The following is an 11,586-nucleotide window of genomic DNA, read 5'->3' as shown; positions in this document are numbered from 1 at the left end:
GGTGAGCACAGCTTCGAAATGCTCATGTACCAACCGTACATTCCGCTTTCTCAGCCGTTTTCGCCTTGTCTCGCCTTAGCTCGCGAGATCGTGAACACGTTCTCAGTGGCGCCCAAGCCGCCACGACATAACAAATATATAGTCACCAAATAGGTACGACGCCCGCCGGCGCGCGACACGCTGGCGCGACTCTCGTTAACCAGCACGATGGAGAAACCGGGATTTATGGAAAAGGTGTGGCTCAAAAACTACCAGCCGGGCGTAGCTCACGAAATCGACATCAATCAGTTCCAGTCCGTGGTCGAGGTCTTCGACCGCAGCGTCAAGAAATTCCATGACCGCCCGGCGCTGGCCTGCATGGGCAAGGAGCTCAGCTATAGCGAAATGGATCAGCTCTCCGGCCGCTTCGCCTCCTTCCTGCAGCACAAGCTGGGGCTGAAAAAGGGCGACCGCGTGGCGGTGATGATGCCCAATCTGCTGCAATACCCGATCGCGGTGTTCGGCACGCTGCGCGCCGGCGGAACCGTGGTCAACGTCAACCCGCTGTACACCCCGCGCGAGCTGGAACACCAGTTGAAGGATTCCGGCGCGGAAACCATCGTGATCCTGGAGAACTTCGCCAGCGTGCTGGAGCAGGTGCTGCCGCGCACCCAGGTCAAGAACGTGGTGATCGCCTCCATCGGCGAGATGCTGGGCTTCGCCAAGGGCATGCTGGTCGATTTCGTGGTGCGCAAGGTCAAGAAGATGGTGCCGCCGTGGCGCCTGCCCGGCCACATCCGCTTCAAGGACGCGCTGGCGCAAGGCGCGAGCGCGCCGTACCAGCCGGTGGCGCTGAGTCACGACGACATCGCCTTCCTGCAATACACCGGCGGCACCACCGGCGTGTCCAAGGGCGCGATGCTGGTGCACCGCAATATCGTCGCCAATATGCTGCAGGCCGGCGAATGGGTGAAGCCGGCGATCCGCCCGGGGCAGGAAATCATCGTCACCGCGCTGCCGCTGTATCACATCTTCTCGCTGACCGCGAATCTGATGGTGTTCACCGAGATGGGCGCGCTCAACATCCTGATCACCAATCCGCGCGACATCCCAGGCTTCATCAAGGAGATGAGCAAATACCCGATTACCTGCATGACCGGGGTCAACACCCTGTTCAACGCGCTGCTGAACAATCCGGAATTCGCCAAGCTGGACTTCTCCACCTGGCGCCTGGCGCTGGGCGGCGGCATGGCGGTGCAAAAGGCGGTGGCAGACAAGTGGAAACAGGTCACCGGCGTGACCCTGGTGGAAGCCTATGGCCTGACCGAGGCCAGCCCGGCGGTATGCATGAACCCGCTGGACCTGGCGGCCTACAACGGCACCATCGGCGTGCCGGTGCCCTCCACCGAAATGCAGTTGCGCGGTCCCGAGGGCGAGGAAGTCGCCCCCGGCGAGCAGGGCGAGTTGTGCATCCGCGGCCCGCAGGTGATGACAGGCTATTGGAACCGTCCGGACGAAACCGCCAAGGTGCTGAGCCCGGACGGCTTCCTCGCCACCGGCGACATGGCCATGCTGACGCCGGACGGCTTCGTCAAGCTGGTGGACCGCAAGAAGGACATGATCCTGGTGTCCGGCTTCAACGTCTATCCGAATGAGATCGAGGACGTGGTGGCCAGCCACCCGGGCGTGCTGGAAGTGGCTTGCATCGGCGTGCCGGACGACAAGTCCGGCGAAGTGGTCAAGGTGTTCGTGGTGCGCAAGGACCGCGCGCTGAGCGAGAAGGACATCGTCCAGCACTGCCGCGACAATCTGACCGGCTACAAGGTACCCAAGCTGGTGGAGTTCCGCGACGAATTGCCCAAGACCAATGTCGGCAAGATCCTGCGCCGCGCGCTGCGCGACGAGAGCGGCGCCGCCAAGCCGGCCTGACCATGCCACGCAGATGAAATCGCCGCCGCCCGCTCCTGGGCGGCGTTTTTTTTGAGCGTGGGCGGCTACACTTGAAGCCTGACAGCCGCTCCTATCCAAATAACAGTTGTTTGTTCCGGGTGCACGATTATGTTGATGCTGCCGTTTTTCAAACTGATGGCCGAACGCCGCGCCAGCGACCTGTTCTTCACCAGCTTCTCCCCGCCGATGATCAAGCAGAACGGCGAACTGCTGCCGCTGAACGAAAAACCGCTGACCGCGGACATGGTCAAGCAGTTGGCCTACAGCCTGATGAGCGAGGAGGAGATCAGCTCGTTCGAACAAGAGCGCGAGATGAATCTGGGCCATCCCGTCCCCGGCCTCGGCAGCTTCCGCATCAATATCTTCTGGCAGCGCGGCTCGGTGGGCATGGTGGTGCGCTACATCCTGCCCAACATCCCCTCGCTGGAGCAGTTGCAGTTGCCGCCGGTGCTCAGCGAGCTGATCAAGCTCAAGCGCGGCCTGATCCTGGTGGTCGGCTCCACCGGCTCCGGCAAGAGCTCCACCGTGGCGGCGATGCTGCAAACCCGCAACCAGAGCATGAGCGGCCACATCCTCACCGTGGAGGATCCGATCGAGTTCCTGTTCCGCCACGACAAATCCATCGTCAACCAGCGCGAAGTCGGCTTCGACACCCTCTCCTACGCCCGCGCGCTGAAAAACGCGATGCGCGAAGCGCCGGACGTGCTGATGATAGGCGAGATCCGCGACCCGGAAACGCTGACCCAGGCGGTGACCTACGCCCAGTCCGGCCATTTGTGCATTTCCACGCTGCACGGCAACAACAGCTACCACATGCTGAGCCGGGTCATCAATTTCTTCCCGGCGGAAAGCCGCGCCGCGCTGCTGATGGACCTGTCCGCCGCGCTCAAAGCGGTGGTTTCGCAACGCTTGATCCCCACTCTGGACGGCGGACGGGTGCCGGCGATCGAGATTCTGATCAACAGCGCGCACATTTCGGAGTTGATCCGCAACGGAGAGATAGACAAAATCAAGGAAGCCATCGAAAACAGCATGAGCGATGGTTCGCAAACCTTCGAACAGGCGTTGTACCGGCTGTATAGCGCGGGCCGCATCAGCCTGGACGAGGCACTGAGAAACGCCGACTCGCCCACCAATCTGTACTGGCTGATCAATCAGACCAAGGAAAAACCGGCGAGCGGCGACAACAAGAAACCCGATGGCGGCGAGCCGCCAAGCTTCGACAGCATCAAACTGGACCTGTAACCCACCCATGATCACTCTTTACGGCATCCCCAACTGCAGCACTGTCAAGAAAGCCCGCCAATGGCTGAGCGACAACGGCCTCGATTACCATTTCCATGATTTCAAGAAACAAGGCGTGGACGCCGCCAGCCTGGAGCAATGGGCGAGCGCGGTCGGCCTCGCCAAGCTGATCAATCGCCAGGGCACCACCTGGCGCGCATTACCGGACGAAGTCAAGGCCGGCGCCGAGCAATTGCCGGCCGCGCTGGCGCTGATGCAGGCCAACCCCTCGGTGATCAAGCGCCCGGTGCTGGACGCCGGCGGCAAGATCAGCGTCGGCTTTATCGAAGCCGACTGGGCGGAGCGTCTGCTGAAATGAGCGCCACCCTAGAACTGGCGCGGCAGCTGATCCGGCTGGATTCGGTAACGCCGCGCGACCAAGGCTGCCAGGAGCTGATGATAGCCCGGCTGGAAGCCATCGGCTTTCGCGTCGAGCGCATGCGCTTCGGCGAGGTCGACAACTTCTGGGCGCGCCGCGGCGACGCCGGCCCGCTGGTCTGCTTCGCCGGCCACACCGATGTGGTGCCCACCGGCCCGCTGGAGCAATGGGACAGCCCGCCGTTCGAGCCCACGGTGCGCAACGGCCTGCTCTACGGCCGCGGCGCCGCCGACATGAAGGCTTCGCTGGCCGCCTTTGTCACCGCCTGCGAAGACTTCGTCGCCGCCCGCCCCGACCACCCCGGCTCCATCGCACTGCTGATCACCTCGGACGAGGAAGGCGTGGCGGTGGACGGCAGTGTCAAGGTGGTGGACGCGCTGGAAGCCCGCGGCGAAACCATGGACTATTGCATCGTCGGCGAACCCACCTCGGACCAGGCGCTGGGCGACACCATCAAGAACGGCCGCCGCGGCTCCTTGTCCGGCCATTTGATCGTGCACGGCATCCAGGGCCATATCGCCTATCCGCACCTGGCCAAGAACCCGGTGCACCTGATGGCGCCAGCGTTGGCCGAGCTGGCGGCGACGCGCTGGGACGAGGGCAACGCCTTCTTCCCGCCCACCAGCTGGCAGGTGTCCAATATCCACGCCGGCACCGGCGCCAGCAACATCATCCCCGGCCATTGCGACATCCGCTTCAACTTCCGCTTCTCACCGGAGAGCAGCGCGGAATCACTGAAGGAGCGCGTCTGCGCCATCCTGGACCGCCATGGCCTGGGCTACGAGTTGCACTGGCAGCTGTCCGGCCAGCCCTTCCTGACCCAGCCAGGCAAGCTCACCGAGGCGCTGGGCCGCGCCATCGCCGAGATCACCGGCCACCAGGCGGAGCTGTCCACCACCGGCGGCACCTCCGACGGGCGCTTCATCAAGCGCGTCGCGAGCGAACTGGTGGAATTCGGCCCGGTCAACGCCACCATCCACAAGCTGAACGAGTGCGTGGAAGTGGCCGACATTGAACCGCTGTCGGCGATTTACCGGCGCACGCTGGAACTGCTGCTGAACGCTGTCTAAGCCGAATTCCGGCTATGCTGAAACCGGTTGCGCCTGGCGCGGCCGGTTTTTTTACTTTGCGGCGCGCCGCCGTGGCGCGGCGTCGACGCTTCCCGTCTCCCGCCTGAATGCGGCGGCCGCCTGCGAAAGGTATGATCCGAACCATGGAAGTCGAAATCGCAAAAATATTCATCGCGCTGCTGGTGCTGGTCAATCCGCTGGGCGCCATTCCCATTTTCATCAGCCTGACGCCCACCTCCAACCAGCTGGAGCGCAAGAAGATCGCCAAGACCACGGCCATCGCCGTGGCCATCGTGCTCTGCCTGTTCGCCGTCGTCGGCGAAACCTTGCTGCGCTTTCTCGGCATCAGCGTCGGCTCCTTCCAGGTGGGCGGCGGCTTGCTGGTGATGCTGATCGCCATCGCGCTGATGAACGCCAAGCCAGGGCCGACCAAGACCACCAAGGTGGAACGCGAAGAAGCCGAGACCAAGACCAATATCGCGGTAGTGCCGATGGCCATCCCGCTGATGACCGGGCCGGGCACCATCTCCACCGTGATCATCTATGCCACCACCGCATCATCCTGGGTACAGGTGGTTTATCTTTTAGTGAGCAGTTTGCTGGTGGCGATCACCTGCTACGGCGCGCTGGTGCTGGCCTCGCCGCTGTCGCGGCTATTGGGGCAGACCGGCATCAACATCGTCAACCGGGTGATGGGCATGTTGCTGGCGGCGGTGTCGGTGGAAATCATCGTTGACGGAATTTATCGTCTTTTCCCGCAGCTAACCCGCTGAAAATCGCGCAGAATCTGCTTATTCGGCAACATTCTCGCACCCACAACATCAATACAGTCCCAAGCGATTTTCCTCCGCCCGCATCGCTTCCCCCTGGCAGGGGCGCGGGCGAATATCGCACAAAACACACTGTTTTTACTAGTATTTCTTGATTTAAACGCTGTCCTTGCAGTCTGCGCCTGTATACGGACAGATGCCGCTGTATACACATTTTCAGGGTGAACTGTTCATTGTTTGTACCGATCCCAAGCAGTACTAATAAGGGGTTTTCATTCAATGGGCATTTCACCATGTCTAGCCAGCACGCCGTCCCCATCAAAATCTACCCCCGACTGACCACCGGCCGTTTCAACAATGCGCGGGTATTCATGGTGCTCGCCACCCAGCTGGCTTTCTTCGGCCTGCCCTGGCTGCAGTGGAATGGCCGCCAGGCGGTGCACCTGGATCTGGAGCAGCACCGCTTCCTGATCTTCGGCCTCACTTTCTGGCCCCAGGACTTCATTTACTTCGCCGCCTTGCTGGTGATCTGCGCGCTGGGCCTGTTCCTGTGGACGGCGCTGGCCGGCCGACTCTGGTGCGGCTATAGCTGTCCGCAGACAGTCTATACCCAGATCATGATCTGGATTGAGCGGCTGACGCTGGGCGACCACAATGCACGCCGCAAGCTCGACGCCGCGCCGATGAGCGTGAACAAATTCACGCGCAAGACGCTGTCCCACAGCTTGATGGGCCTGTTCTCCTTGTTGACCGGCTTCACCCTGGTCGGCTACTTCACCCCGGTGCGCGAACTGGCCGCCGCCGCGCCCAGCCTGGCCTACGGCCCGTGGGAAAGTTTCTGGATCCTGTTCTACGGCGGCTTCACCTGGCTGCTGGCCGGCGTGCTGCGCGAAAAAGTCTGCCTGCACATGTGCCCGTACGCCCGCTTCCAGGGCGCGATGTTCGACAACGACACCCTGATCATCTCCTACGACAACCGTCGCGGCGAGCCGCGCGGCAAGGGCAAGCAAGCGGCCGACAAGGCGCGCGGCAGCTGCATCGATTGCGGCATCTGCGTGCAGGTCTGCCCCACCGGCATCGACATCCGCAACGGCCTGCAATATGAATGCATAGGCTGCGCCGCCTGTATCGACGCCTGTGACCAGGTGATGGACAAGATCCACGCGCCGCGCGGGCTGATCCGCTACACCAGCGCCGCCGCGCTGGAAGCCGCCGACAAGCCGCAACGCGCCGGCGGCAGCCACCGTCCGCGCGTCATCGTCTACTCCAGCCTGCTGGCCGGCATCATCGCGCTGTCCACCACCGCGCTGATCCTGAAAAAGCCGTTCAAGGTGGATGTGTTGCGCGACCGCGCCATCCTGGTGCGCGCCACCGACGACGGCCTGCTGGAAAACAGCTACAACCTGAAGCTGATCAACACCAGCGAGCAGGCGCAGCGCTTCAAGATCCAGGTGGAAGGCCTGCCCAGCCTGAGGCTGGACAAGCCCGGACAGGTGGTCGAAGTGGCGCCCACCCGCACCGAAACCGTCACCGTCAGGGTGCAGGCCGAACCCGAACACGCCACCCGCGGTGCGCACGACATCTATTTCGTGGTCAGCTCGCTGAGCCATGACGGTAGTATCATCAGGGAAAAATCCAGCTTCATCGGCGAATGAACGCGTGTTTTAGCAGTCCATCAGCAGTCATGCCGCGGCGCGCCGCCGCCGCGGCTCAACCGCCAGGAATACCATGAGCAAGACCAGTCAACTGAGCCAGCGCTTCCGCCATGCCATCGAGCAGGGCCATCTGCGCCCCGGCGACCGCATGCCTTCGCTGCGCAAGCTATGCCTGGACCACAAGGTCAGCATCACCACCGCCCAGCGCGCCTACGCCGAATTGGAAAAACAAGGCCTGATCGAATCGCTACCCCGTTCCGGCTTCCGGGTGCTGGGCCTGTCCTCGCTGTCATTGCGGCAGGCGCCGCCGCTGCCGGACCATCCCGGCGAATTCCGCGCCGAACACCTGACCATGGCGTTGCCCATGCCCTGGGGCTGCCCGTTCATGAACCCGGTGCTGATCAACACCACGCCGCTGACCCGCGCGCTGACCCGCGCGCTCAGCGATTACCGCTACGCATTGTCCAGCACCGATAGCGAGGGCTACGAGGGCTTGCGCCGCGAGCTGGCGCTGCGCTACCTGGCCCAGGGCGTGGAGCTGGACGGCGAGGAGATGCTGATCACCTGCGGCGGCATGGAGGCGCTGAACCTGGCGATCCGCGCGGTGGCCCGCCTCAGCGGCAGCGATTGCATGCTGGTGATCACCCCGGCCTTCCCGCCCATCTTCGAACAGCTGGAACAACTGGCGCTGCGCCCGGTGGGCTTTAACTGTCCGCCCGGCCAGCCGCTGGACCTGGAGCGGCTGGAAGCCTTGCTGATCCAGCATCAGCCGGCCGCCATCATCGCCATGCCCAATTTCCAGCACCCCACCGGCCAGGTGATGAGCGATTCGCAAAAAGCCGCGCTGCTGGCGCTGGCGGAACGCCACCGCGTGCCCATCATCGAGGACGACACCTACCGCGAGCTGTACTTCGGCGAAGGCGCGCCATTGCCGCTCAAGGCTTTCGATCAGCGCGGCAGCGTGCTGCACTGCTCCTCGTTCAGCAAATCGCTGGCGCCGGGCTACCGCGTCGGCTGGATCGCCGCCGGGCGCTTCCGCGACAGCGTGATGGGCTTGAAGCTGTGCAGCTCGCTGGCCACGCCGCTACCCAGCCAGATGGCGCTGGCGCGGCTGCTGGCCGGCGGCCACCACGAGGACATGCTCAGCTTGCTGCGCCAGCGCCTGCAAAACAATCTGGCCGCGCTGCAACAGCAAATCGCCACCCATTTCCCAGCCGACTGCCGGATGGCGCTGCCGCTGGGCGGCTACTTCCTGTGGGTGGAACTGCCGCCCGGCGTCGACTGTCGTCGCTTGCTGCCGATGGCGATGCAGCAGGGCCTGCACTTCGCGCCGTCCCAGCTGTTCCACACCCCGGGCCAGGACGCCGGCAATGCGATGCGGCTGAACTTCAGCTTCTACGATCCGCTGCAGCAACGCTCCGGCGTGCCGCTGCTGGCTGAACTGCTCAGCCCGGCCAGCGCCTACTGACGCCGCGCGCAAAAAGCCCGGGACCAAGAACCTGTGTACGATCTCGCGAGCTAGAGCGAGACAAGGCGAAAACAGCTGAGAAGGCCGAATGTACAAGCGGTACATCAGCATTTCGAAGCCGTTTTCAACGCGGTATCGCCGACGCGCAGCAGATCGTAAACAGGTTCTAAGAACCTGTTCAAAGTCTCGCGAGCAAGAGCGAGATAAGGCGAAAACGAGCGAAAAAGCGGAATGTACAAGTGGTACATGAGCATTTTGAGCTTGTTTTTAACGCCGTATCGCCGAAGCGCAGCAGACATTGAACAGGTTCTAAGGTCCCGGGCGCGCATTCCAACCCTGACTATTGCATCACCGCCCGCGTCGCCCACTGGCCGTTCTTGACCTCGGAAATCGTCACCGCCGCCTTATTGAGATCGCCCTTGGCGTTGAAGGAAAAATCGGTGCTGACCCCGACGTAGCTGAGCTTGGCCAATACCGGCATATAACGCGCCGGTTCCACCGAGCCCGCCTGCTGCATCGCGGCGGCCACCAGCATCATGCCGTCGTAGAACTGCGGCCCCAGTCGCACCACATCCTGTTTGAAACGCGCCTGGTAGCGCTGGCGGAAAGCCTTGCCCGCCGGCCTGTCGTTCAGCTGGCCGCCGGGAATGCCGGCGAAGTGGCCGTTGGCGCTATCGCCGGCCAGGCTGAGAAAAGTCGGGGTCTGCAGCATGTCGCCGCCCAATAGCCTGGCGTCCAGCCCCAGCCGCTTCATCTGTTTGGCCATCGGCGCGGCCTGGGCGTCGGCGCCGCCGTAAAACACCACCTGCGGCCGCAGCGGCTTGACCGCGGTCAGGATGGCGGAAAAATCATTGGCCTTGTCATTGGTGTACTCGCGACGAGCGATCTTGCCGCCGCTGGCCTGCACTGCCTTGGCGAATTCGTCGGCGATGCCCTGACCGTAGGCGGTGCGGTCGTCTATCACCACGATGCTGCTCGCCTTCAGCGTCTGCACCGCGAAACGTCCCAGCGCGGCGCCCACCTGGCTGTCGCTGCCCACCAAGCGGAAAGCGGTGCGGTAGCCCTGCTGGGTATAGGCTGGATTGGTGGACACCGACAGCTGCGGAATGCCGGCCGCGGCGTAGATGCGCGCCGCCGGGATGGATACGCCGGAATTGAAATGGCCGAGCACCGCCTTCACGCCGGCGTCGACGAAGCGCTGCGCCACCTGGGTGCCGATGCGCGGATCGGCCTGGTCGTCCTCCGCCAACAGTTGGAAGCGCACCGGCTGGCCGCCGATCTGCGACTTGCGCGCGTTCAGCTCGTCCACCGCCAGCCGCGCGGCGTTTTCATTGTCCTTGCCATAATGCGCTTGCGGACCGGACAAGGGCGAGGCGAAGCCGATCTTGATCACGGTTTCGGCGGCGGCCGCCTGGACGCCCAGCAATAGCGCGGCGCCGGCGAACGCCGCCCGCAGGGGGATAATGGGTTTCATCTTGTCTCTCCTTTGTTTTGACATCGGTGCTGCGGAATACGACCGGCACCGCGGCAGCGGCGCCGGCCGGATACTAGTTCACATACCAGATGGTCTTGGTCTGCTGGTATTGCTCCAGCGCCTCCAGACCCTTGTCGCGACCGCCGAAGCCTGATTGCTTGAAGCCGCCGAACGGCGTGGTGATATCGCCCTCGGAGAAGCCATTGACCGACACCGTGCCGGCGCGCAAGGCGGCGGCGACGCGCTGCGCGCGCCTGACGTCGCGGGTGTACAGCGAGGCGGCCAGGCCGAAAACGCTGTCATTGGCCAGGCGCACCGCTTCTTCTTCGCTGTCGAAGGTGCTCACCGCCAGGATCGGGCCGAAGATTTCCTCTTGGAAGATGCGCATCTTGGCGCTGACCTGGTCGAAGATGGTGGGTTCGATATACCAGCCGCTGCCCAGCTCGGCGTGGATGCGGCCGCCATGAACCAGCCGCGCGCCCTCGGCCTTGGCCGCTTCCAGATAGGCTTTCACCCGCTCGAAATGGGCTTGTTCCACCAGCGGCCCCACCTGCACCGTCGGATCGGTGGGCAGGCCCAGCTTCCAGCCGGCCAAACGCCGCTTGAGCTTCTCCAACAAGGCGTCCTTGACGCTGGCGGCGACGATCAAGCGCGAGCCGCAGCTGCAGTTCTCGCTCATATTCCAGAACGCCGCGGCCAGCACGTCGTCGACGATCTCGTCCAGTTCGGCGTCCTCGAACACCAGCTGCGGACTCTTGCCACCCAGTTCCAGCACCACTTCCTTCAGATTGCTGTCGGCGGAATAGCGCAGGAATAAACGCCCCACTTCGGTGGAGCCGGTGAAGGACACCATGTCCACGTCCGGATGCCGTCCCAGCGCCTCGCCCACCGCCTGGCCGGAACCGGTGACCAGGGTCAACGCGGCGGCGGGAATCCCGGCCTGATGCGCCAGCTGGGTGATGCGATAGGCACTGAGCGAGGTCTGCTTGGCCGGCTTCACCACCACCGAGTTGCCGGCTGCCAGCGCCGGCGCCACCTTCCACGCATACATCTGCGCCGGGAAATTCCACGGCAGCACCGCGCCCACCACGCCTATCGGCTCCTTGACGATGAAGCCCAGCGCGTCCGGCCCGGTGGGCGCCACCTTGCCGTAGCATTTGTCTATCGCCTCCGCGTACCAGGCAAAGGTGTCCAGCGTGGCCGGCAGATCGGTGTTCAGGCATTCGGTGATGGGCTTGCCGGCGTCGATGCAGTCCAGCGCCGCCAGCTCTTCCACGTGTTCTTGCAATAGCGCCACCCAGCGCTGCATCGCCAGCTTGCGCTCCGCCGGCGGCCGGCGCGACCATTCGCCGGACTCGAAGCAGGCGCGCGCCGCCGCCACCGCAGCGTCGACATCGGCGGCGTCGCCGGCGGCGACATGACCGATCAGGCTGTTGTCCATAGGCGTCCGGTTGTCCAGCCGCGTGCCCTTGCCTTCGTGGCCGGGGATCAACGGGCCGGCCCACAAGCGCCCGGCACGGGCGTGTTCGAATACGGCTTCCTTGCTTAATGGCATTG

At 63.7% G+C, this 11,586-nt stretch carries 9 protein-coding genes; 7 read left to right on the top strand and 2 right to left on the bottom strand.

Annotated elements, in window-relative coordinates; translation table 11 throughout:
- Nucleotides 1-225 precede the first annotated feature (225 nt).
- The 7 genes from VI26_RS11315 to VI26_RS11285 all read left to right on the top strand — a co-directional run bounded on the left by VI26_RS11315 (nucleotide 226) and on the right by VI26_RS11285 (nucleotide 8,555).
- Nucleotides 226-1,908, top strand: coding sequence for a long-chain-fatty-acid--CoA ligase (locus tag VI26_RS11315; RefSeq protein ID WP_048409853.1), 1,683 nt, complete (start codon nucleotides 226-228; stop codon nucleotides 1,906-1,908).
- A gap of 135 nt (nucleotides 1,909-2,043) precedes the next feature.
- Nucleotides 2,044-3,174 carry a PilT/PilU family type 4a pilus ATPase gene (locus tag VI26_RS11310; RefSeq protein WP_231581003.1) on the top strand — a complete coding sequence of 377 codons (1,131 nt, stop codon included), beginning with the start codon at nucleotides 2,044-2,046 and terminating at the stop codon, nucleotides 3,172-3,174.
- Nucleotides 3,175-3,181: 7 nt separating this feature from the next.
- The gene (locus tag VI26_RS11305) at nucleotides 3,182-3,532 is read left to right on the top strand and encodes an arsenate reductase (RefSeq protein WP_048409851.1); all 351 of its coding nucleotides are present in this window, start codon (nucleotides 3,182-3,184) and stop codon (nucleotides 3,530-3,532) included.
- Complete coding sequence (gene dapE, locus VI26_RS11300) at nucleotides 3,529-4,662, top strand: succinyl-diaminopimelate desuccinylase (RefSeq protein ID WP_048409850.1); 1,134 nt, start codon at nucleotides 3,529-3,531, stop codon at nucleotides 4,660-4,662. Before VI26_RS11305 ends, dapE begins: the two co-directional genes overlap by 4 nt.
- A 143-nt stretch (nucleotides 4,663-4,805) precedes the next feature.
- The gene (locus VI26_RS11295; RefSeq protein ID WP_048409849.1) at nucleotides 4,806-5,435 is read left to right on the top strand and encodes a MarC family protein; all 630 of its coding nucleotides are present in this window, start codon (nucleotides 4,806-4,808) and stop codon (nucleotides 5,433-5,435) included.
- 290 nt (nucleotides 5,436-5,725) lie between these two features.
- Nucleotides 5,726-7,087 (top strand): cytochrome c oxidase accessory protein CcoG, encoded by a 1,362-nt coding sequence (gene ccoG, locus VI26_RS11290; protein ID WP_048409848.1) that lies wholly within the window; start codon nucleotides 5,726-5,728, stop codon nucleotides 7,085-7,087.
- A gap of 73 nt (nucleotides 7,088-7,160) precedes the next feature.
- A complete protein-coding gene (locus tag VI26_RS11285; RefSeq protein WP_048409847.1) occupies nucleotides 7,161-8,555 on the top strand; it encodes a PLP-dependent aminotransferase family protein in 1,395 nt (464 codons plus the stop codon).
- Between the two features lie 340 nt (nucleotides 8,556-8,895).
- On the opposite strand, the gene VI26_RS11275 is transcribed toward VI26_RS11285, so the two are convergent.
- A complete protein-coding gene (locus tag VI26_RS11275) occupies nucleotides 8,896-10,029 on the bottom strand; it encodes a branched-chain amino acid ABC transporter substrate-binding protein (protein ID WP_053074368.1) in 1,134 nt (377 codons plus the stop codon).
- 73 nt (nucleotides 10,030-10,102) lie between these two features.
- On the bottom strand, nucleotides 10,103-11,584 hold the full coding sequence (locus tag VI26_RS11270) for an aldehyde dehydrogenase (protein ID WP_048409845.1): 1,482 nt from the start codon (nucleotides 11,582-11,584) through the stop codon (nucleotides 10,103-10,105).
- Between the last annotated feature and the right edge of the window lie 2 nt (nucleotides 11,585-11,586).

It is taken from the genome of Chromobacterium sp. LK1, from assembly GCF_001043555.1.
GTDB lineage: Bacteria > Pseudomonadota > Gammaproteobacteria > Burkholderiales > Chromobacteriaceae > Chromobacterium > Chromobacterium aquaticum.
The sequence above is the reverse complement of the archived record's forward strand: the minus strand, read 5'-3'. Positions and strand labels throughout refer to the sequence as shown.

Bases quoted from the DNA above. Each gene is read 5' to 3' on its own strand.
- VI26_RS11315 (WP_048409853.1), top strand. From the start codon at position 226: ATGGAAAAGGTGTGGCTCAAAAACTACCAGCCGGGCGTAGCTCACGAA.
- VI26_RS11310 (WP_231581003.1), top strand. From the start codon at position 2,044: ATGCTGCCGTTTTTCAAACTGATGGCCGAACGCCGCGCCAGCGACCTG.
- VI26_RS11305 (WP_048409851.1), top strand. From the start codon at position 3,182: ATGATCACTCTTTACGGCATCCCCAACTGCAGCACTGTCAAGAAAGCC.
- dapE (WP_048409850.1), top strand. From the start codon at position 3,529: ATGAGCGCCACCCTAGAACTGGCGCGGCAGCTGATCCGGCTGGATTCG.
- VI26_RS11295 (WP_048409849.1), top strand. From the start codon at position 4,806: ATGGAAGTCGAAATCGCAAAAATATTCATCGCGCTGCTGGTGCTGGTC.
- ccoG (WP_048409848.1), top strand. From the start codon at position 5,726: ATGTCTAGCCAGCACGCCGTCCCCATCAAAATCTACCCCCGACTGACC.
- VI26_RS11285 (WP_048409847.1), top strand. From the start codon at position 7,161: ATGAGCAAGACCAGTCAACTGAGCCAGCGCTTCCGCCATGCCATCGAG.
- VI26_RS11275 (WP_053074368.1), bottom strand. From the start codon at position 10,029: ATGAAACCCATTATCCCCCTGCGGGCGGCGTTCGCCGGCGCCGCGCTA.
- VI26_RS11270 (WP_048409845.1), bottom strand. From the start codon at position 11,584: ATGCCATTAAGCAAGGAAGCCGTATTCGAACACGCCCGTGCCGGGCGC.